A 23,950-nucleotide genomic window follows, 5' to 3' on the forward strand; every position below is an offset into this window, starting at 1 on the left:
TCCTGATTTACTTGTCCGTTTTCAACTGCGCCAGTATGTCGAAGGGATTGGGCTTGCTGTCACCCTCCTCCTCGTCAGGAGCCGGCCCGGTATAGTCGGACAATATCTGTTTACAATCTTTGGTCTCGTGGTAATTGAAGGGAGGCAGCGCCAGGATCAGCTCATCCTCCACCAGTTCCCACAAATTACTGCCCTCTTCCGGGACGATCAGCGGGTCCAGGTGACGGGGAAGATGCCGGGCCTGATCGTCGGTCCAGACAATCCCCAGCGTGTTTTCTCCCGCCAGTTCCAGGGGCATGGCCTGCAGACAGCGCTGGCACTCTACCGACACCCTGGCCTGGTAGTGAACGCCGATTACCGCCTGCTTTTCCTCGTCCCGGGAAAACGTCAATTCCGCCCTGATTTCCCCCTGCTCTGAGGCCAGCAAGGCCACAAAACGCGGTAAATCCACGGGTTTTAACGCACCGCTAATGCTCACTCCACGGGCCGCTGCCTTACGGACATCCAGCGTATTCGGGAGGGGCTCAGTCAACATAGGCGCGCATCATAGTGACGCAACCCCCCTTTGTCAAAAAAAATTCTATAAAATACAAGCAGTTCTCCCACTTATTCACAGGAATATTTCACCCCGATGGATTTGATTCTCGCCTCCACCTCTCGCTACCGCCAGCAACTGCTGAATCGACTGGCAATTCCCTTCCGTTGCGAGGCACCGGAGGTGGACGAAACGCCGCTGCCTGGCGAGGAGCCGGCGGCGCTCGCCAGCCGCCTGGCCCTGGCCAAGGCGCACGCCATCGCCGCACGCTTCCCCGAGGCCCTGGTCCTGGGTAGTGATCAGGTGGCGAGTATAGATGGCGACTGTATTGGCAAGCCGGGTGGCCACGACGCTGCCGCGGCGCAGCTTCGGGCCAGTTCCGGGCGCCTGGTCTCCTTTTATACCGCCGTAGCACTCGTCAATCGTGGGCAAGAACTGGCCCTGACCCGGCTGGTGCCCTTTGCGGTGGAGTTTCGCCCGCTGGCAGAGGCGGAGATACAGTCCTATCTCCACCGGGAGCAGCCCTACGATTGCGCCGGCAGTTTCAAATGCGAGGGCCTGGGAATCAGCCTGTTCCAGCGCATGGCCGGCGACGACCCCACCAGCCTGGAAGGCCTGCCGCTGATCGCCACCAGCGCCCTGTTGCGGCAGGCCGGAGTGCCCTGCCCCTAAAACCGGGATCCGGACAGAGCCGGCAGGTCCAGCAACGCCGGTAGCTCATCGACAATCGCCAGGGGGGCATGACGGGCCAGTCGCTCGATCGAGTGTACACCGAAGCTGACCCCCACCGAGGCAACGCCGGCATTGCGGGCCATTTCCAGATCGTACTCGGTATCGCCCACCATGATCACATCCTGGGGGCGGCAGCCGCGTTCCGCCAGCAACTCGGTCACCATCAGAGGATCCGGTTTGGAGCGGGTTTCATCGGCACAGCGGGTCGCATCGAACAGGTCTTCCAGCCCCAGCCTGGCCAGCATGCGATCAAGCCCCCGGCGACTCTTGCCCGTGGCCACGGCCAGCGCGAACCCCCTGCCCCTGAGTTCGTGCAGGGTCTCCAGGGCACCCGGGAACAGCGCTGGCGGCGCGGTTTCACTGCCGACGTAGTGACTGGCGTAACCCTCGATGAGCAACGCCAGCCGCTCCGGCGGTTCCTGTGGAAACAGTACCTCCATGGCCCGCGGCAGGCTGAGGCCGATAATATTGGCCGCTTCGGCCTCGCTGGGCACCGGCAATCCCATCTCCAGGGTTACCGCCTGGACCGCGCGGACGATCTGGCTTACAGAATCGCACAGCGTTCCATCCCAATCAAATATAACCATTATTAATAATTACTTACGGAGTTTATCTAAAACTGATTCGAGTTCGTCATCGAGCCCCGCCTGCAGGTCCAGGCGCCCCACATCAGGCAGCCTGAGGCGCAGCTTGAACGCGTGCAGGAACAGGCGCTTCAGCCCCAGTTGCTGACACAGGGCCTCACCCCTGTCGGAGCCGTACTTGTCGTCACCCAGGAGCGGGAAGCCAGCGTGCTGGGCGTGCACGCGGATCTGGTGAGTTCGCCCCGTCACCGGCTTGGCTTCGACCAGCGTCGCGCCATTGAAACGCTCCACGACCGTAAATTCGGTAATGGAGGGCTTTCCCTCACGTGCCACTCGCACCATACGTTCTCCCGACTGCAACACGTTTTTTTGCAGCGGAGCCTCTACCCGCTTCAGCGCCCGCGGCCATTTACCGGCCACCAGCGCCAGGTAACGCTTGTCTACCTTGTCCTCCCGCAGCTGGCGGTGGATCTCACGCAGGATCGCCGGACGCCGGGCCACCATGATCAGGCCCGACGTGTCCCGGTCCAGGCGGTGCACCAGCTCCAGATAGCGATCATCCGGGCGCGCCTGCCGTAAACATTCGATCATGCCGAAATTCAGCCCGCTACCACCGTGGACGGCCAGCCCGGAGGGCTTGTCAATCACCAGCAACCCGTCGTCCTCATAAATGACCCGCTCGGCAAGCTGCTGCGACCAGTAGCGCGGGATAGTCGGCGGCTCGGAAGGGGCCGGCACTCGCAGCGGGGGAATTCGCACCAGGTCACCGGTAACCAGCCGGTAATCCGGTTTCACGCGACCCTTGTTGACCCGGATCTCGCCCTTGCGCAATGCCTTGTACAGCCGCGTACGCGGCACCCCGCGCAGTTCCCGGTTAAGAAAATTGTCCAGTCGCTGGCCGCAGGAGTCCTCATCCACGGTGAGGTGGCGGACAGCTGGCCTGTTTTGTTCGCTATCTGACATAAGCTACGGAATTCGTTTAATTTTACAGCAATCGGTGCTATAGTCCGCGCCGTGTGATTAACGCCGTCCGTGGACTATCCGGTGCCGGCGATAAAACAGACCACTGGCGATGTTTGGGCCTGCCGAAGAATACGCATGGTACCGCCAGCCAAATCACACGACGGACGTCGATGCGAGACGGGCAAAACCCGAATCAACAACGCATACGTGACGATTACTCAAACCGAGCAGATACGACTGCCGGGACACAGAATCAGATTAAACAGCGTCGTCGCCAGCCCCAGGTGCTGCGACACTAACAAAAAGGCGGAGTGAGTACCATTCCCCCGGCGCTGATACGGCCACATAACGTGGTAATGTAGAAAAGAATACCTGGATGCCGGGAGTGGCATTCAACCCCTCGTGCCCACAAGGCACTTAAAACACGCAAGGTAGCGTGTACGACCGCCCTCCCCCAAGGCCTTGCTTTATGGCCTGCACACTGATTCCTGCCCCGCCAGGCCTGCTCACTATAGGCTTAGGCACTTATGAAAAAAATGTTAATCAATGCGACTCAACCCGAGGAGTTGCGCGTTGCACTGGTCGATGGCCAGCGTCTCTACGACCTGGATATCGAGAACCGAACCCGCATCCAGAAAAAATCCAACGTCTACAAGGGCAAGATAACCCGCGTAGAACCCTCACTCGAAGCCGCGTTTGTCGACTTCGGCGCGGAGCGTCACGGTTTCCTGCCGCTGAAAGAGATCGCCCGCGAATACTTCTACCGCAAGCCCGATGGCGATGGCCGGGTCAAGATCAAGGATGTGGTCAAGGAAGGCACCGAGATCATCGTCCAGGTCGACAAGGAAGAACGGGGTAACAAGGGTGCCGCCCTGACCACCTTTATCTCCCTGGCTGGCCGCTACATGGTACTGATGCCGAACAATCCCCGCGCCGGTGGTATCTCCCGGCGTATCGACGGGGACGACCGCTCGGAGCTGCGCGAGGCGCTCTCTGCGCTGGAAATACCCAACGGCATGGGCGTCATCATCCGCACTGCCGGTGTTGGCCGCTCCTCGGAAGAACTGCAGTGGGACCTGAACTATCTGCTGCAACTGTGGGAAAAGATTACCGAGGCCAACAAGGAAGTAAAACCCGCTACCCTGCTGTTCCAGGAGAGCAACGTTATCATCCGCGCTATCCGCGACTACCTGCGAGACGACATCGACCAGGTGCTGATTGATTCACCCGATGCCTACCAGCAAGCCGATGACTTCGTCAGCCTGGTCATGCCCCAGTTCAGGAACAAGTTGCGCGTCTACGAAGACAGCATCCCCATGTTCAACCGCTTCCAGATCGAAAGTCAGATCGAAACCGCGTTCCAGCGCGAAGTTCGCCTGCCTTCCGGCGGTTCCATCGTCATCGATCCCACGGAAGCCCTGGTCAGTATTGACATCAACTCTGCCCGCGCCACCAAAGGCAAGGACATCGAGGAAACCGCCCTCAAGACCAATCTGGAAGCCGCCGACGAAGTCGCGCGCCAGTTGCGCCTGCGCGACATGGGTGGCCTGATCGTGATTGACTTCATCGACATGCTGGCCGCAAAGAGCCAGCGCCAGGTGGAAAACCGGATGCGCGACGCGCTCAATATCGACCGCGCCCGCGTCCAGGTGGGTCGTATCTCACGCTTTGGCCTGCTGGAAATGTCGCGCCAACGGCTGCGCCCCTCACTGGGCGAAACCAGCGCCAAGGTTTGCCCGCGCTGTACCGGGCAGGGCACGATCCGCGACACCAAGTCCCTGGCCCTGTCTATCCTGCGCCTGCTGGAAGAGGAAGCGATCAAGGACCGCAGCGCCGAGGTGCGTGCCATCGTGCCGCTGGATGTGGCCGCCTACCTGCTCAACGAGAAGCGCGTCGCCCTTGGCGATATCGAGCGCGATGCCAAGGTGCGTGTGCTGGTAGTACCCAACCCCAACCTGGAAACCCCGCATTTCGAAGTACAGCGCCTGCGCGACGATGAAGTCGAGGGTGACCACGAGATCAGCTACAAAATCGAAATAGCCGCGCCGGATGTTGATTCCATATCCGACACGCACACGGCGGCCATCCCCCAGCAGGAAGCTGCCGTCAAGGCGCTCACACCCCGTGGCCCGGCGCCGGAACCGACGGCGAAGCCAGCGGAAGCGCAGCAGAAACCGCAACCGCGCAAGCCGAGGCAGAAACAGGCTCCCAAACCGCAGCCAGGGTTGCTGGCGCGCCTGTGGAGTACCCTGTTTGGCGGCACCGAAGCCGAGCAACCCAGGGAAGCGCCGAAGAAAGCCCGGTCCGGGCAGCAACGCCAGGACCAGGGCCAGAAGTCTTCCCAGGGCAATCGCAACAACCGCAATCGCAATAACCGCAATCGCCGCGGCCAGGGCCAGCAGGCCAGCGGAGAGCGCCAGGAAGACAACCGCAATCAGCCGCAGAGCAAACAGCGTGATGGAGAATCCGGCGAAAGCCAGAAGCGCCAGCGCAGTGACGAGCAACGCAACGGCCGCAACCGTCGGCGCAGTAATCGCGACAACCGGGATAATCAGGGCGGCAGGCAGGACGCCGCAGCCGAAGCGGCCAACGATGGCCAGCAGGCAGAAACCGCGCAAGCGGAGGAGCAGCGCGAGGGACAACCCCGCAAGCGTCCATCGGACATGAAGCGCGGTGAACCGCAACGTCGCCGCCGTAATCGCGGCCGCAAGCCGGCCGAAGGGCAGGAAAGCACTGCGGTGGAAGCGGTTGCGACCGTTTCAGAAGCTGCAGTTGCCGACAAACCCGAAACGGCGCCGCAGACCCCGACCGCAGAAGAGCAGAAGCCTGCCGCTCCTGTCGCCAGGGCCGAGGCCGAGCAACCCGCTCCCGCGGCAGAGCCGGTGCAGGCAGAAGTGCAAGCAGAGCAGCCCAGTCCCGCCCCGGAAGCAGCCCCGGCACCGGCCGAAACACCGGCACCGGAAGCCCCCACTGCGGACGCTACGCCAGCGGAGCCGGTTGCGGCTCCAGCTGCCGCGGCACCTGCCAGCGAGCCACCTGCGCCTGCCGCCGCCCCCGTTGGCATCACCGCTGACGGCCGGGCAGTGAACGACCCGCGCATTGAACCCAGGCCGGTTGAGTCAGTGGCAATCACCACCGGCCATCCGCAACTGTTCAGTGACCAGGTGGCGCCTCCGGCGGAGCACAGTGGCAGGGTTGCAGCACGGGCCAGTAACGACCCCCGTGGTCCCCTGCCCGCCATGCCCATGGCGGAAGCCGCATCGGGTCACTGAAATCATTGAAATACAGGCACAAGAGGCGATTCACCTCTTGTGCCTCATTTCGATAACGGTATAATCTCGCCTGCTTCGCTACCAGGCGAAGGCACAAACAATCTGGTTTTTCGGTGGGCTGGCTGAGTGGTCGAAAGCGGCGGTCTTGAAAACCGTTGAGGGTTTATCCCCTCCCGGGGTTCGAATCCCTGGCCCACCGCCATAAAAACGCCTCAAGCGCTCTATATACAGCGCTTGGGGCGTTTCTCTTTGCGCACCCCAAGAACAACCCAAACACAGATCGTCTATGCCTGCCGGGTCCCTTATCCGTCCGGCGAGAGAAAAGCTGGTCTATACGACGTACAGCAGCAGGAAAAATGCACCTGTACTCCCGATCGGGTTGCGGCGAGTACTGCAGTCGAAATGCGCCCGGACAGATCGCCGCTCGGTTAGCCGGAACTATTATGAACAGGCATTAGCCACTTCAGAAGCCCGATTGGCCGCCAATCCGGGGCTCTCCCGTTACGAACACCTTATTCTCTAAGTCTTATTCACGCCTTGATTAATCCTTTGGGTTGAACAACCATGGCTTCAGTAACCGCGTCACCCGAGGCATCACCAGGTAGGTCATTAACAGTACCTGCAGGAGCACAGTCAGCAACAGCATCAGTGCCCCCGGCAAATCCCCAGTCAGCGGGGCCAACAGCAGGTTGATCACTGTCAGCATTACATAGACCACGACGACAAGTACAAGCGCCATCTTGTGCGGGGACGGGTGGGCGGGTAGCTCCGGCAGGCTGAACCAGAATTCCAGGCCGGTACCACGATGCACTTCATCCTGTCCCTCGGTTATACCTTCCAGACGGGCAAGCCACTGCGCCCGCACCTCGGACTCTTCCCAGTCCCGCGAGTGTCGATAGGTGTCAAAACGAAAAATGGAGACATATTCGCGGGAGGCGCCCGTGGGACGAATCACGTTGACACCCATGTGCCCCGGAAAACCAACTGCCTCGGCCGTAATGGCGCGCACCCACTGCTCGTAATCCCGCTCACGCCCGGGCAGCACCCGACGGACGATGGAAATCGTTACCGGGCCGGAGTCTTCTTGCTGAGCATTGCTCATGGCTGGCTCCCGCGCGAAGGCTGGCGGGGCACATCCATGCCCCGTCGCGTTTGGTCAGATAGTGCCATGCTCTTTGGCCATATCCAGAGCCAGGTCCTCGATCATGTCTTCCTGGCCGCCCACGGTACGGCGACGGCCCAGTTCCAGCAGGATGTCTCGGCTGGACAGGTTGTACTTCTCGGCAGCGCGCTTGGCGAACAGCAGGAAAGAAGAGTAGACACCGGCATAGCCCAGCGCCAGCGCGTCGCGGTCGACCCTCACCATGTGGTCCATCAGCGGCACGATCAGGTCCTCGGCGATGTCCATCACCTTGAAAGTATCGACACCGGTCTGGATGCCCATGCGGTCACAGACAGCGATAAACACTTCCAGCGGAGTGTTGCCAGCACCGGCACCCAGGCCCGCCATGGAGCCGTCGATACGGTTGGCGCCGGCGGCAACGGCAGCGATGGAGTTGGCCACGCCCATGGCCAGGTTGTGGTGGCCGTGGAAACCGATCTCGGTCTCCGGGTTGAGTTCGGCTCGTGCCAGGGCCACGCGGGCAGTCACATCATCAGGCAGCATATAACCGGCAGAGTCGGTGATGTACACACAGTTGGCGCCATACTCTTCCATCAATTTGAGCTGCACTAACAGGTCTTCCGGCTCGATCATGTGGGCCATCATCAGAAAGCCGACCGTGTCCAGCCCCCCGATGCCCGCCGCCATGGTGATGTGCTGCTCGGAGACATCCGCCTCGGTACAGTGGGTCGCCACCCGGATTGTGGAGATACCACAGTCCACGGCCATTTTCAGGTGATCGACGGTACCGATACCCGGGAGCAGCAGGGCCGATACCTTCGCGTTTTTCATCTCCTTACAAACGGCGGTCAGGTATTCCTCGTCGGAAGCCGCCGGGAAACCGTAATTCACCGAGGTACCGCCCAGGCCGTCGCCGTGGGTTACCTCGATCAACGGCACACCCGCCTCGTCCATCGCCTTGGAAATGGTGACCATTTCCTCCACCGTGATCTGGTGGCGCTTGGGGTGCATGCCGTCACGCAGGCACATGTCGTGGACGGTAACTTTCTTGCCTTTCAAATCCATCGTTCAGTCTCTCTCTTAAAGCACGCAACCAGGTGGCTGTGCTGCTGTGTGCTGTTCAGGACTGTGTGAGGCAGGGATGCCGAGCACAAGCCTACGTGGACGTATTCGCGGCGGGTCCTGAACAGCACACAGCAGGACCGACGCCTACGGATCAAGCAGCGCCGGGTATAAATTTCCCTGCCAGGATTTCCTCAGCGTACATCTCCGCGGTGCGCAAGCCCGCGGCAGTCATGATGTCCAAATTACCCGCATATTTGGGCAGGAAATCGCCCAGGCCTTCAACCTCCATGTAAATCGACACGCGCTTGCCGTCGAACACCGGGCCGTTCTTCAGGGTATAGCCGGGCACGTATTTCTGTACCTCGGCAATCATCTCGTGGACAGACTGAGTGATCGCTTCCTGGTCGGGGTCGTCATGGGTCAGGCAGTGCACGGTGTCGCGCATGATCAGCGGCGGCTCTGCCGGGTTGATGATAATAATGGCCTTGCCGGTGTGAGCGCCGCCACAGACCTCGATGCCCTTGGCGGTGGTGCGGGTGAACTCGTCGATGTTCTTGCGCGTGCCGGGGCCGGCAGACTTGGAACTGACGGTGGCGATGATTTCTCCGTAGGTGACTTCCTGTACCCGGCTCACTGCTGCTACCAGGGGGATGGTGGCCTGGCCGCCGCAGGTGACCATGTTTACGTTCATTTTCTTCTGCGCCACGGCATCCGCCAGGTTCACGGGCGGCACGCAGAAGGGGCCGATAGCTGCGGGGGTCAGGTCGATCATCACTGCTCCCTGTGCGTTTACCTTGCGGCTGTTCTCTGCGTGCACGTATGCGCTGGTGGCGTCGAATACTATCTGAACGCCGTCTTCCTGCATGCTGGGCAGCATGCCGTCGACGCCGTCCGCGGTGGTTTTCAGGCCCATCTCCTTGGCGCGGGCGAGGCCGGGGGACTCGGGATCGACACCAACCATCCACACGGGTTCGATGTATTCGCTGCGCTGGGCTTTCATCAGCAGGTCGGTGCCGATATTGCCTGGGCCGATGATGGCCGCCTTGATCTTTTCGCTCATTTTCTCTCCTTCCTCATCCCCACGGAAGCGGGGTTCACCGTGAAGATGGCAACAATAGCCGTGACCACAGTGGCTTAAACAAACTTACAACTGCAGCCGCCTATGCCCTCGATTTCCAGCGACATCTCGTCACCAGGTACCACCGGGATCAGGGGCGCCAGGGAGCCGGACAGGATTACCTCGCCGGCCTTAAACGGGATTCCGAACTCACCCAGAGTGTTGGCCAGCCAGGCGACGGCGGTGAGCGGATTGCCCTGCACGGCGCTGCCGAGGCCCTCGGAGTTGAACTCGCCGTTTTTGTGAATGGTCATTTTCAGGTTCGGCAGGTCGTAGTCGCGCGGGTCGACCTCGTTCCTGCCCAGCACATAGACACCGCAGGAGGCGTTGTCGGCCACGGTGTCCTCGATCTTGATCTTCCAGTCGTCGATTCGTGAATCGACGATCTCGAAGCAGGGAATGATGGTGTCGGTGGCGTCCAGCACATCGGCCTCGGTAACGCCGGGGCCGACCAGGTCATTTTTCAGGCGGAAGGCGATTTCGCCCTCGGCCTTGGGCCGGATCAGGTTGCCGGCGACGGGAATCTCGGCGCCGTCGGGGAAAACCATGGCATCAGTAAGGAAACCAAAATCGGGTTGGAATACGCCCAGCATGTCCTGCACGGGCTTGCTGGTGACGCCGATCTTCTTGCCGATGATCTTCTCGCCGTCCATCCGCACCCGCAGCGCCACCATGCACTGGCTGATGTGGTAGGCGTCCTTGATAGTGATGTCACTCTCGCGCTCGGTTAGCGGCGGCACGGTGCTACCGCTGCGCAGGGCCCGGTAGAGTTCTCCTCCCAGGCTGTCGATTTTAGCTTGATCCATCATGTTGTTGATTACCTCAGTTGATTGCGGCGCGACTTTACTCGTTTACCCGCCGCAAGGATTATGAACAGTTCAAATGAAAGTCAGTTTTCGTTCCTTCGCTACGCATCCACCGCGATAAAGGATGTGGGGTACGCAGCATGCCAGGATGGCCGCTTGGTCACCCCTGTAAACCAGCTGTAAAGCGCTGGAAACTCACGTTCGATCGGGCTACCGTAGGCAGCGGCCACCCCCGCCCTGGCTGCCAGCGCGCACGCCGCTGCGCTGAGCGTTGCCGAGCTGTCAGCAATCACACTGTCGGCCGTGCCTTCCAACCACTGCTGGCAATCGCGCCAGCGCTGTTCACTGGCATCGATCAGTTCCCAGTCCCAATCTGGCGGGGCTTTTGAGCGTTTCTCAAACACCAGGTCGCGCAATGCGGGGCCCACACACTTGTCGGAATAGGCGTGCAGCAGCCTGACCCGGATCTGTTCCAAAGTGCCAGCAGGCAGCAGCCTGCCCTGGCCATAGGCCGCATCCAGGTAATCGATTATTATCGCCGATTCCCAGATGAAAACATCACCATCCACCAGCACTGGCACCGTGCCGACGGGACTGAGGCGACGCACTTCCGGGTGCGGCGCGCCCAACTGGCTGGCTACAGACTTGTAGTCGACACCAAGCTCCGCCAGTGCCAGGCGCACTTTCCAGCAGAATGGGCAGTCCGTGCGCTCGTATAATGTAATCAATGTTTACTCCAGATGGGCGGCTATCTTGCTCCAAACCGCCGCCCCTTTATCCTGCAGTTCGATCATCACCTCAGCCGGGAAATCAGCAGCGACTCCCTGCCGGAAAGAAGCGCGCTCCCGGCAACGCGCAAACCAGTCCGCCACACGCGGACAGTCCGCTTCGTATAGCGGGGTCCAGCTGAACTGCAGCAAGGTCTGGAAGTACGGGACCAGGCACACGTCCGCCAGGGTAAATCTGTTACCCACAACCCACGCCTGCTGTGACAGGGCCTGTTCCATGTCGAGAATGGTCTTGCGATAGATCTTGACCGCGTCTGCCACATCGGGTGCATCGAGGCCAAACTGCACCAGGCGTTTCTGACGCTCTCGCCGCGGTTTCTCTACCACCCGGTCCATAATCGCATTTCGCTCCTCTTCGCTCTTCTCCATCAAGGCCGGGCGCATCACCATTGGCCACTGGATAGTGCCGCAGGACGGGTGCAACTTGACGTCAACGTGCTTCATCCAGAAGCGCATCTGTGAACGCGCATACGGATTCCCGGGACTCAGGTCAACATCGGGAAAAATGTCGTTCAGGTACTCGCAAATGATCGATGACTCGATCACCGGGCGACCGTCGTGCACCAGGGTTGGCACCACGCCCAGCGGGTTCAACTTCAAATACCAGGGCTCCAGGTTCTCCTTGTCCTGCAGGCTGACGTGGTGGGCGGTCCACTCCAGGCCCTTCTCAGCCAGTACGATGCGCACTTTCTGTGCGCAGGGGGACATCGGATGGGTGTAGAGTTCCAACATGTGGTTACAGCCTCCTGAGGCGCGACGCGTTAAGGTGATCGAGCACGTACTCGATTCGGTCCGAGCCCCAGAACAATTCCTCTCCAATGCGGAAGCTGGGGACACCGATCAGGCCCAGCTCCTGCGCCTCGGCCCAGTTATCCTCCATCTGTCTGAGGTAACCGGCATCGCTGAAAGCTGCCTGCAGCGCCGCCCGCTCAAGACCGATGTTGTCACCTACCTGCAACAGCACCTGCTCATTGCCGATGTCCAGGCCCTCGGCCCATTCGGCACGCATCACCTCCACTATCCACTCGCGCAGTACTCCCTGCTCTTCGGCCAGCAGTGAGGCCGCGCCGGCCATGGTCGGATCGGTGGCGATCGGCGGTGGGTTCATGGGGATGCCCATTTTCGCAGTGATACGGCGCACATCCTGCCGGGTGAGCGGTACTTTTACCTTGGCCCTCTCTGGCGATGAGCGCCCGGACCAGCCGCCCAGCGGGCGCCACACCATCCTGGTGTGGTAGTCGTCGAAAATACGGAACAGTGTTTTCGAGGCGATATAGCAGTAGGGGCTGCGAAAGTTGAAATACAGTGTTACATCAACGGGTTCAGTCATTGTCATGCTCTTTGAAAAATGCCAGCTCCCGGTACCGCAGGGCGAGAGCTGGCCAACACCACGGAGTGGAGCCTAGCGGCCCTTGGCGCGCATATTCTGCACGGTGAACAGCTTCACCTGGTTCAACTCAGGATCAACCTGGCCCTTGAACTGGCCGGTGGTGCAATGACCCGCCTGAATATCCAGCATGGAGAACGCATCGTCAATGGAGACGCCGGTGCCCTTGTTCTTTTCCAAGTGATGATCGGGATGCGCCTGGCCAATCAGCCAGGATTTCCACAGATCGCCCTTGCGATCATAGATCAGGGTGCGCGGCAGGGTGAATGTCTGGGCATCGACGTAGTGCACACGCTTGCTGATCGGGTGGTTCTCATCGATGGGGTCGGACTCAAGCACATATACCTTTCGCAGCTGCCAGGTGATCTTGGGGAAACAGCCCCCCTTGCCGCCAAAATCTACGAATTGGTAACCATCGCTTTCGACAAGGTCTGTCGCCAGTTCCAGATCGTTGTGATTGAAGAAGGGCAGCATGATGTTCTTGGTGCCCTTGTAGGTCCAGTTCATATCCGAGATACGGCCGTTGTAGCCTTCGAAGTCCTCGATCATGATGTCGGCGCCGAGGAAGGCATCGGTGATCTGCCCCGAAGACAGGCGACGTACGCGGCGCTGGAAGCCCAGGTACAGCCAGGTGTTGTCCGCGGTCTGGTCATCCGAGGAGCGGTGAATCAACAGTTGGGTGTTTTTCACGTCAAACGGCTCAAGCACCTGCACGTAGATCGCGCGGAACAGGTCTGAGGGGTTATCGGCGAACTCCGGCACCGGATCGTGCTGCACCCGATGCTTGTAGTTCAGGAAGTGGAAGTTGTACTTCAAGGTACGCTCCACCTTACCGGACTCCAGGTCGCGGTATTTCCAGTAGAACGGATAGATCGCGGCGCTATCGCCCCAGTTGTAACCGTACTTGTAGTTCCAGGCCAGCTTTTCGCCGGCGCGCGGGTCATCGGCGCTGGGTTCCTCGGGGAAAGGACGGCCGGCAACGAAGCCATTGATCTGGCCGAGCTCATCACCAAGAGAGACCTTGCCCATGCCGCTGCGCGTTGCTTCCACGTAGGCAGGGTAGAGATCAAAGGAAGTGGTTTCCGCCACCTGCATTTCCCACCAGCCGTTCTTCAGCTGCTCGTAGGTAGCGGGGTCCAGTGCATCCTTGAACTGGTCTGCGTTGGATGCATTGATCGTCATGCCCACTTCCAGGCCGGGAAAGCTGGGGGCGCCGTCCTTGTAAGGATAGAAGGAGTTGTCCACCACATCGGCCATCGCTGACTGGCTGGAGCCGATAGCGGCGGCCAGGGCCAGGGTTGTTGCTGTTTTCTTGAACATTGTCATATCTCCGTATTATCTCGATTAGAAGCGGTAGCGTAGGGTGACCTGGAATTCGTCTTCCTCACTGGCGCTACCCAGCGGGCCAGAGCGGAAACGTCCCAGCGGCTGCACACCGCTCAGGCCGACAGAACCTGATTGCATCGGGTCGGCGTGGGCCGGGCTTGCGGTAAAGGGCGGGAAGGGGTTACAGGTGCGGCAGTCGTCAAACTCCTGATCACCCATGCCGTCGCCAAACTTGATGTTGAAGCCCACGATCAGGCGCCAGTTGTCGTTGATCAGCCAGTCGACAGAGGGAGCGACGGTACCCGCCTCGGCCTCGTAATCGTAGGCCATGATGATCTGGGGGCTGATGGTATCGGACTTGTACCACCCCTTGATCAACAGGGTCGCGATGTAGTTGTCCTCCCAGTCGGGCATACCGATATCACCCAGCGGCGCCTTCTCCAGTTCGTGGTCCAGCAGGTGCTGGCCGAAGACCTGGCCGGAAATCAGAAAGGCCCGCTTCTTGTTGAGAAAGGGGATAAAGGTATTGCGATCTACACCCAGCACCCAGCGCATCACGTCTGATTCGGAGTACAGGTCGGGCTCAATGGAGTTGGCGAACTCCTCACCCTGTGTGTAAGTGGCCTCAACCCGGAATACCGTCTTGATCGCGTCGATGTAGAAATCCAGGGAGCCACCGAACAGGTCCACTTCCGGGAAATTGATATCGAATGCGATCAGGTGATCCCAGTCGGCGATTTCGCCGGTAAAGGCATTCATCGACTCGATATCACCACGCAGCGTCGGTAACTGCTGGTAGTAGTGGTAGTAGTTCAGGGAGAAGCCTACACTCTTGTAAACACCCTCCAACTTGATACCTCCCTGGTCGTGGCCGGAGGGCATATCAACCTTGCGGATACCGATGACCCCAGGAGCGAAGTCCGCCGCGATCAGGCCGGGATCGTCCAGACCGATGGCGCCCGCCGGGACGAAGTTGGAGACGGTACAGCCGTTCTCCCAGCAGTTGTTCATGGCGCGGAAGAAAGAGCCCGCATCGAGGATGGAATACGGCGTGCCACCCTGCCCCAGGTCATTGGGGCGGAACTGGTCGAAATTCCAAACTACCTGCAGGTTCAGGTCATCAAAGATATCCGTGGCGCCCCAGCGATACTCCGCCGTCGCAATCCACTGCGGGATACGTATATCCTCCAGTTCGTCGTAGATGTTCTGGCGCGAGAAATCCACCGGGTTGATCACGTCCAGCACCCGGAACAGGTCGGTGCGCCCCCAGACCACTTGTTGCTTGCCGACACGGAAGAACCATTCGGACATATCACCGGTGGGTACGCTGCCTTCAAAATACAGCTCGCGGATGAAATCCAACTCGTCATTGAATTCCGGGAAGCGCAGGTCGTTGGTGTCGTAGTCCATGTAGTCGTCGAGACCACAGCCGCGGGAATCCTTGTCACAGGGACGCACCGGCACACCGATGGTGACACCGCCCATGGGGTCGTGCATGTCCTCGCCGAGAACCTTCAGTCCCCGGTTGGGGTTGCTGGAAACGTCGTACAGGAAGCCCGGCGGAATGGCGCCGGGCGGACCGCCATTGCCCAGGATAGACTGCCCCCAGGGCGAGTCTGTGCCGCCGTAGATTGCCTGGGCGGTAGTACTGCCGAAGTTCTCGAACGAACGCGAGCCGCCGGCATCGTGGCCGTAATCTTCCGAGTTGAGATCGTAGACCGCGTCATAGGTAGCCCGCAGGGTACCGCTGACGCGGAAATTGTTCATGCCGAACTTCTTGCCGAAGTCCTTACTGAACTCGAACTGCCCCGTGTTGCGAGATTTGGACAGGCCCACGCCGTCGCGGTAGAACGTCGCGTTCTCCACAAAACCCGCTGTATCCCACTGTTCATCCTGGGCATGGGCGCCAGTGGCCCCCACACCCGCCAGGAGCGTGGTACTTCCCAGCGCGGTAAGAATCTTGCTTATCTTTTTCATCGGATTCCCTCTAGAGGTGTGTATTTGGTGACCGCTTTTGGTCGTTATTATCAAGCCGCTACGGGCTTTGCCTGAATCTCGTCATCCAGTAGTTCTGCCTGGACAATAAATTTCGGCCTGAACCTGACAATCCAGGCGGGTACCAGGTTGGCCGCTGCCCACGCGTTCAGGATCAACATCACTACCAGCAATAGGGCCGCATCAGCCTGGAAGCGCAGGTCGGATACGAAGGCCCACATCACCACGCCGCCAATCAGTGCTGTGGCGGTAAAGGCGATGGCCTTGCCGGTAGTGGCAATGGCATGGCGGATACCGGCCCCGAGGTCGCCCTCTGCCCGGGCGGTTTCCTCCCGCACCCGGTCCATCATGTAAATCGAGTAGTCGATGCCCACGCCGATACCCACCGCAATGATGGGCACCGTGTTGACATCGATGCCGATGCCGACAATGCCCATGTAGGCGTAGGTAGCCACGGTGCAAAAGGTCATCACCAGGAACATCAGCCAGCCCGCGTGAAAGGACCAGTAGAACAGAGTGACGAACAGGAAGATCAAGGCCATGGCTGCGGGAATAATCACCAAGTTGCTCTCGAAGGCCGCCTCGTTGATCGCGGCGGTCACGCCGATGGGGCCGCCTGCCAGGCGAACCTCAAGACCCTCGACCTGGTTGGCCGGGTCGTCGATCCACTCCTTCGCCATGTGGATAGCCCGGCGCAGGGTCTCGCCCTTATGATCTTTGTAGAAGAACACCAGGTTGGCGGTCTGGTCATCGGTGTCGACGAACTCCTTGAGCGCGCCGGGAATCGGGCTGGAGGCCATGAAGGCGAACATCAGCCCGCCGACGTAGCTCGCCTCGTCAGGGATCACCGCCCAGCGCGGGTCGTCGTTGTGCAGAATCTGGTTCACCTGCTTGACCAGGTCCGGCATGCCCTTGCTGCCGCCCATCTCCGGGTCCTGCAGCATATGGATCTGCAGGTCTTCCAGCGCGCGCAACACCTCCGGCCGTTTCATACCGCCGGGTTCGTCCGTATGGGCGACAATGTACATCTCCTCCGAGCCCGGGAAGTTGTCATTGATATTCTTTGACGACACGTTGTAGTCGTGGTCGGGATAGAGAATCGGCGAACCCGGCTCCGACTCACCAATTTGCACTTTCGAACTTAGCAGCCCGCCACCCGCGTATACGGCAAATGCGAGCAACAACACAGCCAGCGAGCCGCCCTTGCTGGTAACAAAGCGCGCCAGCGAGGCGAACACCCCGGCCTGGGCCTTGTCGGCGGCGTCTACGCTGACCTTGCTCAGGGGCAGCAGCGACAGGATCAGCGGCACTGCCATCAACACGGTGATCACCACGGTGCCCGCCCAGATGGAGGCGTAGATGCCAAGCTTGACGTTGATCGGCGACGAACCCAGTGAAATCAGCAGCAGGCCCACCGCATCGGACACGATACCGAGGGTACCCGGGCGAAACAGGGTTTCGAAGGTGCGTCTGGCGGCGTCGTGGCTGTCGGCCGCCTCGAGCGCCTCCAGGTAGTAACGCTCCACCAACTGGATACCGTGGGACATCGCCCTCGCCGTGATCAGAAAGGGGATCACCAGGGTCAGCGGATCCAGGTTGTAGCCCAGCAGGGAGACAATACCGAGGCCCCAGGTAGCAGAAATCATCACCCCGATCAGGGGCAGCAGGATGCCGTAGCCGCGGGTGCGGAAATAGGCCACTAGCAGCGCCAGCAGGATGGCCATGGTGAGCAGAAATATCTGCATGATCTGGCCCAGGTAGCTGTACACCCAGCCCATCAACACCGGCTGGCCAGTAGCGTATATGTGTACACCCTGAGCCGCCTCGTCGACACGCAATTGCTCCACCTCGTCCTTGAGCTCGCCGAGCTGACGGAAAATCTCCACGTAATCCAGCTGCCCCTCATTGAAAGTGCCGCGGATCAGAGCGGACTTGAGGTCTGGTGCCACCAGCAGGCCGTAGACCGTCGGGTTGGCCATCACGTCCAGGCGCAGCTGCTCCAGTTGTTCCTGGCTCATGTCGGGGTAAAGCGGGTCGTAATAAGCCTCGGAATTCATATTGCCCATCTCTGTCATCCAGTTCTTGCGAACCGTGCGATGAGTGAGGCTGCGCACCAGGTTGTGGTTCACGCCGGGCAGGGAATCGACCCCCTGGGTCAGGCGATGGATGCGCGATAGGGTGTCGGAGTTAAAGATATCGCCCTCCTCTACCGAGATGGCCATGACCACGTTGTTGGCGCCACCGAATGTGTCTTTTACATCGTTGTGCAACTGGATATAGGGGTGTTCCTGCGGCAACAGGTCGGCGAAATTGGAGTACATTTCCAGGTAGGGAATACGGCTGGCGAAGAATAAAGTTGCCAGCAGGATTACCGACAGGAATGTCTTGGGGTGATAGAACACAAATACCTCTATCAACCTGAAGAACCGACTGATTACGCTATCTTGTTTCACTTTGCTATTACCTGTTGTTGTTTGTCAGCGCTTCAGCCTCGGCCAACGGGATAACCGCCAGCGTGCCGCCGCCCCCCGCCACCAGCAGAGTGCCATCGCCGAGGGTATCGACGCCGCGCATGAACGCCAGTACCTCAGGGGCGCCCGCGAACAGCTGCCACTCGCCGTCCTGCAACTCCACCAGCTTGGCGCTGCCGCCCACGGCGAATACGCCGCGTTCGCTGGCGTGCACGTTATAGATCGGCGCGGAAGTCACCGTTTGCTGGCGCTGCCAGCTCACACCCCCATCTGTGGTCTGCCAGACCACGCCGTCCAGGCCGCCGGCCCAGCCGGTGTTCGCATCCAGGAAGTCGACACCCATGGGATAGAATTCATTGGGGATGGGCTCCAGAGTTACCCAGCTGTCGCCGCCGTCAGTGGAGGTCAGGACCGTGCCGAACTCACCCAGGGCATAGCCTTTCTGTTCATCAACAAAACGCACTGCTGTGAACTGAAGGTCTTCGTAGAGACTGAATTCGGTCCAGTCCTGCATGTCGCCCTCAGCCCAGAACAGGGTGCCAAAGGCAGCGGAAACCCAGAGCCGACCATTGGGGGCGCAATGGATTGAGAGCACGGCCTCGGGTGTATCAATGGCGGAGGACTGCCACTGCTCGCCGTCGCGACGCCATACGCGTCGATCGGTATCCAGGGCGTAGAACTGACCTGAAGGACAGGCCGTGATACCGATAAGGGCAGGGCGGCCCGGAAGCTCGCTGCGCTGCCAGTTCTTGCCGCTGTCGGTCGAGGCAATCACTGCACCCACAGAGCTGACCACCATGACCTCGCTACCTGAGTGAGCAACAGCCTGCAGCATGTCGTAGCGGCGCAGGTCTCTAGCGCCTTCTGCCTCTACATGCTCTAAATTGAGCGGAGCCTCGCAGGCTGCCAGCACGCTGCCCAGGAGCAGCATACCGACACGGTAAGCCGAGGCGCCTTCGGTTATTTTCGACAGGATTGTTATTGCTATCTTCATCTCTGTTCCCGCTCGTCCTGTAGCGCTAAAAGGCCGCTAGACAAACCTCATATTGATCGAGCCCATGTCGTGGTAGCGCACGGTGATGTTGTCGCCCGCCTCTACCGCCACCGCCGCTGTGACGCCACCGGTCATGACAAAAGTGCCGGCGGGCAGTTCCTCGCCTCGCTCGCCGAGCATATTGGCCAGCATGGCCACGCTGGCGGCCGGGTCACCCAGCACCGCGGCGCCAGTCGCCATCTCGACGATCTCGCCGTTCTTCTCCATCACCACGCCGCAGGTGCGCAGGTCCATGTGATCCAGCGGGCGGCTGTGACCACCGGTGACGAAGCGCGAGGAGGAGGAGTTGTCGGCGACCACGCTCTTGATATCGAACTTGAAGTCGCGGTAGCGGGAGTCGATGATTTCCACCGCGGGCAACACGAAATCAGTGGCGGCTATCACGTCCGCCACATGGATTCCCGGGCCTTGCAGCGGCTTGTTGGTGACAAAAGCAATTTCCGCCTCCACCTTGGGGTGAATCAGTTCGGAAGTCTTGATGGCGGCGCCATCGGGGCAACTGAAGTAGTCGGCGAGGAAGCCATAGCAGGGTTCTTTCACCCCCATCTGCGCCATCTTGGCCCAGGAGGTGAGGCCCATTTTCATACCGACGATCTTGGTACCACGGGCCTCCTTGAGGCGACGGATTTCCCACTGGATATCGTAGGCATCCTCGAAGTCCATATCCGGGTAGTCGTCGGTAATCTTGGTCACGTCCTCGGCCTGCAGTTCGGCGTTCTCCAGGTGCTCGGCCAGTTGGGTGATAATTTCGGGGCTCAGTGTGCTCATACTTTAGTACCTGACTCGTATTCAGATCTTGATGCAGATGTTCTGCATCTCGGTGTAAAACTCCATTGAGTGCTCGCCGCCCTCGCGACCTATGCCGGATTCCTTGGCGCCGCCGAACGCGGTGCGCAGATCGCGCAGAAACCAGCTATTGACCCAGGCGATACCGCAGTTGATCGCGGTGGACACGCGCAGCGCGCGGGACGTATTCTCGGTCCAGATCGCCGCTGCCAGGCCGTAGTCGGTGTCGTTGGCCAGGGCCAGCGCCTCATCCTCGGTGTCAAAGGGGCGGATGTGGCAGCAGGGCCCAAAGATTTCCTCGTTGACCACACGGGCATCGTCCGCAAGCCCCGTCCAGATCGTGGGTTCCACCCAGGCGCCACCGGCCAATTCTTCCGGCATCTCCGGTATGCCGCCGCCGTGCACAACCGTGGCACCCTCCTCCACAGCCAGCTTGTAGTAGGACAGGACCTTCTGCTGGTGCTCCCGTGAGATCAGCGGCCCCATGTTGACACCCTCTCCGTCCGGCAGGCCGAGTTTGTACTTGCCAGCCTCTGCGGCAAGACGCGCGACAAACTCGTCGAAGATCGGCCGCTCGACGTAGACTCTCTCGGTGCCGAAACAGACCTGGCCGCAGTTGGCAAAGGCCGAGCGCAGCGTGCCCTCAATCGCCTTGTCCATATCACAGTCGGCGAACACCAGCGCCGGGTTCTTGCCGCCGCATTCCATGGACACGTCGCGCAGCCCCTTGGCAGCCGCCCGGGTGATCACTTCACCAGTGCGGGTTTCTCCGGTAAAGGTGATGGCATCCACACCGGGGTGTTCAGTGAGGAATGCACCGGCAGAATCAGGGCCAAAACCGTTCACCACGTTGAATACCCCCGGGGGTACGCCGGCCTCGTTCATCACCTCGCCAAGCAGTGTTGTAGTGGTGGGTGTTTCCTCGGAGGGCTTCACCACCACTGTGTTACCGCAGGCCAGCGCCGGCCCGACCTTCCAGGTCATCAGCAGCAGCGGTAAATTCCAGGGACTGACGACCGCGATCACCCCCTTGGGCTTGCGCACCGCGATATTGAAGGCGCCCTTGCCATCGGGCGTCGCCATCTGGAAGGCCTCGGTGGCGAAATTCTTCACAGCGTCGGCAAACACCCGGAAATTTGCGACGCCGCGAGGGATATCGATATGGCTGGCGATGCTGTGGGGCTTGCCGGTGTCGGCACACTCGGCTGCAAGGAATTCATCAAAACGGGCATCGATACCATCGGCCACCCTGTGCAGGATTGCTGCACGCTCGGCTTCCGACATCCTGCCCCAGGGCCCCTTGAGCGCTGCTCGCGCAGCCTGCACCGCCGCATCCACGTCCTCCCGCGCGGCCTCGTGCACGGTACCGATCAACGCCCCGGTGCAGGGATTGATATTGTCAAACAGCTTGCCTGCGGAAGAATCGCTGTAGCTGCCGTTAATAAAGTTTCTTACTTCGTTCATTGTCGTTTTGGTATCCATATGTCCAGCGCGTTTTCATAGGCCGAGTGAAGCCACCCCTGCGCACTGTGCGCAGGACAGATTTCAATCAGTTGTCTCTGGGATTCCCGGCGTCAGGTCACCACGCCGAGGAAATTCTCATTCAGTTCGCGGTCATGGTAGAAAATCGCCTTACCCAGCTTGTCCGCATCCCAAGTGGTGACCGGGTGGTCCGGGTAGGTGTAGTCGCCGCCGCAGAACACCTCGGTACGGTTGCCGGAAGGATCGAAGAAGTAAATGGTCTGGCCGTGCGTCAGGCCGTGCCGGGTGGGGCCGATATCCAGCGAAATGTCGTGCATGGAGATCAGGTCCGCGGCACGCAGCACATCGCCCCAGGTTTCGAGGTAGTATGAGGTGTGGTGCAGCTTGTCTTTCTCCGGGTGGCGGATAAAGGCGATGTCGTGGGCCTTCATCGACACACTGAGGAAGGCCGCCAGGCGGAAGTCATCGTTGTCCCGGTCGAGAACCTGCTCGGACAACTGGAAACCCAGCACATTAGTCAGCAGGTCCACCGTGCCATCGAGGTCATCGCCGTACAGCAGGGCGTGATCGAAGCGGGTGGCGCGCATGCCCTTGAGGTCTTCCGGCCAGGCTTCGGGGTTGTTTTCGTCGACACCCCACTTGCCGGTCTGCTCTTTTTCGGCAAACAGTTCCAGGTGGTGCCCTGTGGGCACCTGGAAGCGCACTCGCTCACCGCAACCGTCCAGTTCGCCGGCGGGGATGGTCTCGACCTCACAGCCATAGTCGATCAGGTCTTGCTTACGCGCCGCGAGAGTCTCAGCGTCGGTAACCTTGAAGCCCATAAAGTCCATGCCGGCCTCCTCTGCGAGGCGCAGCACTACCGACCATGCGTCGATTTCGGTCCAGCCCTTGAGGTAGACTCGCCCCTGTTTGTCGCGCTGGACCTCGACCAGGCCCAGTCGATCGCGGTAGTGCTCTACCGCTTCATCCATATCCAGTACCCGTAGTTGCACGTGGCCGGGTCGCATAACGCCTTTTTTCATAATTATATTCTCCGTTTATTTCTGTGCTGCAGATATTCAGACACAATCTTTTTATCGATATTTAATGTGAATAACGATAGTTTATATTTTCCCCTTTGCCAAGCTTTTATCGATATTTTATTTTTTATATATATTTTAAAGCTAATTCGTTTTTGATCTAAAAAAACCTTCGATTATCGATGTAACTCCAAGTATTCTCGTAATCGAATTACAACTGAGTAAATTTTCACTTTCCCGAGGCACAATAAAGAACCACATGGAAGCGACAACTCTCACTGACCAGGCCTACCAGCGACTGCGCCAAGACATAGTCCACGGTAGGTTCGAGCCTGGTGACAAACTCGGTATCGAGTTCCTCAAGCGCACTTATGAAGTAGGTGCGACTCCCCTGAGGGAAGCCCTCTACCGCCTCAGTTCCGATGGGTTTGTACAGGTAAAGGGGCAGCGGGGCTTCCGTGTGGCCGACATGTCGCCCACCGAACTGGAAGACATCACCAACCTGCGAGTAGTTCTCGAAGGCATGGCACTCGCCCAAAGTGTGGAAAACAGCGATGATGAGTGGGAGTCCCGAGTTGTCGCCACCTTTCATCACCTGACCAAGGCGGAAATGCAGAAAGAACCAGACATCCACGAGTGGGAGGTACGCAACCGAGAATTCCACCTCGCCCTCGTCTCTTGTTGCGAATCCCCGTGGCTGATGCGCTTCCACGAGATTCTGTACGACCAGCACAAGCGCTATCGCAACCTGGCCCGGGTTGACCGCAGCACCCGGCGCAACGTCCACGCCGAACATATCGCTATCTGTGACGCAGCACTGGCCAAGAACATTACCGCCCTGTGTGAGGCGAACGAACAACACATCCGCCGCACCGCAGAAATCACGCGCAAGTTGTTGGAAGGTAACCTGGAAGGATAGGTCCTGCACCTGGGCGGGACGTTCAAGCATCACCCGCCCTCCAGCTGTTGCTGCAGCGCCAGGCCTTGGGCACTGCATCACTGGCGACCGCGTCGAGCCGCTTCGGGGGCCCTGGCAGTGAGACCTTCACGCCGTCGCCCTGGCGATATCCCGGTCCTGTTCGGCGGTGGCGCCAGAGACGCCCACCGCACCGATCAGTTCGTCACCGTCGAACAGTGGCACCCCACCATGGAATACGGCAAGCCCGCCGTTGCTCAGCTCCATGCTGCCCAGGTTTTCATCCACGATGAGCTTGCCGAAATCGCCGGTCTCCATGGGAAACAACACCGCAGTGCGGGCCTTGCGCTGCGCCACATCGATGGCACCGCGAATAGCGCCGTCCATACGGTGGAATGCTTTCAGGTGCCCGCCGGCGTCGACCACCGCGATACAGACGGCAACGCCCAACTCACTGGCCCGACTCTGGGCCTTGTCGAGCAGGCCCCGGGCCTGTTCGTCATCGATTTCATTCATGCTTGTGTCTCCT

General features: G+C 59.9%; 21 protein-coding genes and 1 tRNA gene. 4 read left to right on the forward strand and 18 right to left on the reverse strand.

Annotated elements, in window-relative coordinates:
• Positions 1 to 7: 7 nt before the first annotated feature.
• Positions 8 to 535, reverse strand: coding sequence for a YceD family protein (locus tag E2F43_RS11160; RefSeq protein ID WP_133212605.1), 528 nt, complete (start codon positions 533 to 535; stop codon positions 8 to 10).
• Positions 536 to 631: 96 nt separating this feature from the next.
• Between E2F43_RS11160 and E2F43_RS11165 the strand changes: the two genes are divergently transcribed.
• Positions 632 to 1,207, forward strand: a complete 576-nt coding sequence (locus tag E2F43_RS11165) for a Maf family protein (RefSeq protein ID WP_133212607.1) — start codon at positions 632 to 634, stop codon at positions 1,205 to 1,207.
• Here the strand turns inward: E2F43_RS11165 and E2F43_RS11170 are convergent.
• A complete protein-coding gene (locus E2F43_RS11170) occupies positions 1,204 to 1,854 on the reverse strand; it encodes an HAD-IA family hydrolase (RefSeq protein ID WP_133212609.1) in 651 nt (216 codons plus the stop codon). The two genes, E2F43_RS11165 and E2F43_RS11170, sit on opposite strands and share 4 nt — an antisense overlap.
• A gap of 9 nt (positions 1,855 to 1,863) precedes the next feature.
• Positions 1,864 to 2,814, reverse strand: a complete 951-nt coding sequence (gene rluC, locus E2F43_RS11175) for a 23S rRNA pseudouridine(955/2504/2580) synthase RluC (protein ID WP_133212611.1) — start codon at positions 2,812 to 2,814, stop codon at positions 1,864 to 1,866.
• Positions 2,815 to 3,341: 527 nt separating this feature from the next.
• On the opposite strand from rluC, the gene rne reads away from it, so the two are divergent.
• Complete coding sequence (gene rne / locus E2F43_RS11180) at positions 3,342 to 6,086, forward strand: ribonuclease E (protein WP_133212613.1); 2,745 nt, start codon at positions 3,342 to 3,344, stop codon at positions 6,084 to 6,086.
• Positions 6,087 to 6,198: 112 nt separating this feature from the next.
• Positions 6,199 to 6,288, forward strand: a tRNA-Ser gene (locus tag E2F43_RS11185).
• Between the two features lie 339 nt (positions 6,289 to 6,627).
• On the opposite strand, the gene E2F43_RS11190 is transcribed toward E2F43_RS11185, so the two are convergent.
• The 14 genes from E2F43_RS11190 to E2F43_RS11255 form a co-directional block, all read right to left on the reverse strand.
• Positions 6,628 to 7,188: a putative antibiotic biosynthesis monooxygenase gene (locus E2F43_RS11190; RefSeq protein WP_133212615.1), complete on the reverse strand. Its 561-nt coding sequence runs from the start codon at positions 7,186 to 7,188 to the stop codon at positions 6,628 to 6,630.
• Positions 7,189 to 7,242: 54 nt separating this feature from the next.
• Complete coding sequence (dmpG, locus tag E2F43_RS11195) at positions 7,243 to 8,274, reverse strand: 4-hydroxy-2-oxovalerate aldolase (RefSeq protein WP_133212617.1); 1,032 nt, start codon at positions 8,272 to 8,274, stop codon at positions 7,243 to 7,245.
• Positions 8,275 to 8,425: 151 nt separating this feature from the next.
• Positions 8,426 to 9,334, reverse strand: coding sequence for an acetaldehyde dehydrogenase (acetylating) (locus E2F43_RS11200; RefSeq protein ID WP_133212619.1), 909 nt, complete (start codon positions 9,332 to 9,334; stop codon positions 8,426 to 8,428).
• A gap of 74 nt (positions 9,335 to 9,408) precedes the next feature.
• Positions 9,409 to 10,200: a fumarylacetoacetate hydrolase family protein gene (locus E2F43_RS11205; RefSeq protein ID WP_133212621.1), complete on the reverse strand. Its 792-nt coding sequence runs from the start codon at positions 10,198 to 10,200 to the stop codon at positions 9,409 to 9,411.
• 98 nt (positions 10,201 to 10,298) lie between these two features.
• Positions 10,299 to 10,925, reverse strand: a complete 627-nt coding sequence (locus E2F43_RS11210) for a glutathione S-transferase family protein (protein WP_133212623.1) — start codon at positions 10,923 to 10,925, stop codon at positions 10,299 to 10,301.
• Positions 10,926 to 10,928: 3 nt separating this feature from the next.
• Entirely contained in the window at positions 10,929 to 11,717 is a 789-nt protein-coding gene (locus E2F43_RS11215) for a glutathione S-transferase family protein (protein ID WP_133212625.1), read from the reverse strand.
• Positions 11,718 to 11,721: 4 nt separating this feature from the next.
• A complete protein-coding gene (locus E2F43_RS11220) occupies positions 11,722 to 12,315 on the reverse strand; it encodes a 2-hydroxychromene-2-carboxylate isomerase (protein WP_133212627.1) in 594 nt (197 codons plus the stop codon).
• A 72-nt stretch (positions 12,316 to 12,387) separates the two neighbouring features.
• Positions 12,388 to 13,692: a DUF1329 domain-containing protein gene (locus E2F43_RS11225; protein ID WP_133212629.1), complete on the reverse strand. Its 1,305-nt coding sequence runs from the start codon at positions 13,690 to 13,692 to the stop codon at positions 12,388 to 12,390.
• A gap of 24 nt (positions 13,693 to 13,716) precedes the next feature.
• Positions 13,717 to 15,675, reverse strand: a complete 1,959-nt coding sequence (locus E2F43_RS11230) for a DUF1302 family protein (RefSeq protein WP_133212631.1) — start codon at positions 15,673 to 15,675, stop codon at positions 13,717 to 13,719.
• Between the two features lie 50 nt (positions 15,676 to 15,725).
• Positions 15,726 to 18,146 (reverse strand): efflux RND transporter permease subunit, encoded by a 2,421-nt coding sequence (locus tag E2F43_RS11235; RefSeq protein WP_133212633.1) that lies wholly within the window; start codon positions 18,144 to 18,146, stop codon positions 15,726 to 15,728.
• A gap of 7 nt (positions 18,147 to 18,153) precedes the next feature.
• The gene (locus E2F43_RS11240; protein WP_133212635.1) at positions 18,154 to 19,158 is read right to left on the reverse strand and encodes a WD40/YVTN/BNR-like repeat-containing protein; all 1,005 of its coding nucleotides are present in this window, start codon (positions 19,156 to 19,158) and stop codon (positions 18,154 to 18,156) included.
• A 36-nt stretch (positions 19,159 to 19,194) separates the two neighbouring features.
• Positions 19,195 to 19,986, reverse strand: coding sequence for a 2-oxo-3-hexenedioate decarboxylase (gene dmpH, locus E2F43_RS11245; RefSeq protein WP_133212637.1), 792 nt, complete (start codon positions 19,984 to 19,986; stop codon positions 19,195 to 19,197).
• A 21-nt stretch (positions 19,987 to 20,007) separates the two neighbouring features.
• Complete coding sequence (locus tag E2F43_RS11250; protein WP_133212639.1) at positions 20,008 to 21,468, reverse strand: 2-hydroxymuconic semialdehyde dehydrogenase; 1,461 nt, start codon at positions 21,466 to 21,468, stop codon at positions 20,008 to 20,010.
• A 110-nt stretch (positions 21,469 to 21,578) separates the two neighbouring features.
• Positions 21,579 to 22,508, reverse strand: a complete 930-nt coding sequence (locus E2F43_RS11255; protein WP_133212641.1) for a catechol 2,3-dioxygenase — start codon at positions 22,506 to 22,508, stop codon at positions 21,579 to 21,581.
• Positions 22,509 to 22,764: 256 nt separating this feature from the next.
• Between E2F43_RS11255 and E2F43_RS11260 the strand changes: the two genes are divergently transcribed.
• Positions 22,765 to 23,424 (forward strand): GntR family transcriptional regulator, encoded by a 660-nt coding sequence (locus tag E2F43_RS11260; protein ID WP_133212643.1) that lies wholly within the window; start codon positions 22,765 to 22,767, stop codon positions 23,422 to 23,424.
• A 126-nt stretch (positions 23,425 to 23,550) separates the two neighbouring features.
• On the opposite strand, the gene E2F43_RS11265 is transcribed toward E2F43_RS11260, so the two are convergent.
• Positions 23,551 to 23,937: a GlcG/HbpS family heme-binding protein gene (locus tag E2F43_RS11265; protein WP_133212645.1), complete on the reverse strand. Its 387-nt coding sequence runs from the start codon at positions 23,935 to 23,937 to the stop codon at positions 23,551 to 23,553.
• Positions 23,938 to 23,950: the final 13 nt, after the last annotated feature.

This window comes from Seongchinamella unica, assembly GCF_004354085.1.
Classification (GTDB): Bacteria; Pseudomonadota; Gammaproteobacteria; order Pseudomonadales; family Halieaceae; genus Halioglobus; species Halioglobus unicus.

What these genes read in the sequence shown, in the direction of transcription:
- E2F43_RS11160 (WP_133212605.1), bottom strand. Translation starts at nt 535, where the DNA reads ATGTTGACTGAGCCCCTCCCGAATACGCTGGATGTCCGTAAGGCAGCG.
- E2F43_RS11260 (WP_133212643.1), top strand. Translation starts at nt 22,765, where the DNA reads ATGGAAGCGACAACTCTCACTGACCAGGCCTACCAGCGACTGCGCCAA.
- E2F43_RS11215 (WP_133212625.1), bottom strand. Translation starts at nt 11,717, where the DNA reads ATGTTGGAACTCTACACCCATCCGATGTCCCCCTGCGCACAGAAAGTG.
- rluC (WP_133212611.1), bottom strand. Translation starts at nt 2,814, where the DNA reads ATGTCAGATAGCGAACAAAACAGGCCAGCTGTCCGCCACCTCACCGTG.
- E2F43_RS11165 (WP_133212607.1), top strand. Translation starts at nt 632, where the DNA reads ATGGATTTGATTCTCGCCTCCACCTCTCGCTACCGCCAGCAACTGCTG.
- rne (WP_133212613.1), top strand. Translation starts at nt 3,342, where the DNA reads ATGAAAAAAATGTTAATCAATGCGACTCAACCCGAGGAGTTGCGCGTT.
- E2F43_RS11225 (WP_133212629.1), bottom strand. Translation starts at nt 13,692, where the DNA reads ATGTTCAAGAAAACAGCAACAACCCTGGCCCTGGCCGCCGCTATCGGC.
- E2F43_RS11220 (WP_133212627.1), bottom strand. Translation starts at nt 12,315, where the DNA reads ATGACTGAACCCGTTGATGTAACACTGTATTTCAACTTTCGCAGCCCC.
- E2F43_RS11265 (WP_133212645.1), bottom strand. Translation starts at nt 23,937, where the DNA reads ATGAATGAAATCGATGACGAACAGGCCCGGGGCCTGCTCGACAAGGCC.
- E2F43_RS11250 (WP_133212639.1), bottom strand. Translation starts at nt 21,468, where the DNA reads ATGAACGAAGTAAGAAACTTTATTAACGGCAGCTACAGCGATTCTTCC.
- E2F43_RS11190 (WP_133212615.1), bottom strand. Translation starts at nt 7,188, where the DNA reads ATGAGCAATGCTCAGCAAGAAGACTCCGGCCCGGTAACGATTTCCATC.
- E2F43_RS11205 (WP_133212621.1), bottom strand. Translation starts at nt 10,200, where the DNA reads ATGATGGATCAAGCTAAAATCGACAGCCTGGGAGGAGAACTCTACCGG.
- E2F43_RS11255 (WP_133212641.1), bottom strand. Translation starts at nt 22,508, where the DNA reads ATGAAAAAAGGCGTTATGCGACCCGGCCACGTGCAACTACGGGTACTG.
- E2F43_RS11200 (WP_133212619.1), bottom strand. Translation starts at nt 9,334, where the DNA reads ATGAGCGAAAAGATCAAGGCGGCCATCATCGGCCCAGGCAATATCGGC.
- dmpG (WP_133212617.1), bottom strand. Translation starts at nt 8,274, where the DNA reads ATGGATTTGAAAGGCAAGAAAGTTACCGTCCACGACATGTGCCTGCGT.
- E2F43_RS11170 (WP_133212609.1), bottom strand. Translation starts at nt 1,854, where the DNA reads ATGGTTATATTTGATTGGGATGGAACGCTGTGCGATTCTGTAAGCCAG.
- E2F43_RS11230 (WP_133212631.1), bottom strand. Translation starts at nt 15,675, where the DNA reads ATGAAAAAGATAAGCAAGATTCTTACCGCGCTGGGAAGTACCACGCTC.
- dmpH (WP_133212637.1), bottom strand. Translation starts at nt 19,986, where the DNA reads ATGAGCACACTGAGCCCCGAAATTATCACCCAACTGGCCGAGCACCTG.
- E2F43_RS11240 (WP_133212635.1), bottom strand. Translation starts at nt 19,158, where the DNA reads ATGAAGATAGCAATAACAATCCTGTCGAAAATAACCGAAGGCGCCTCG.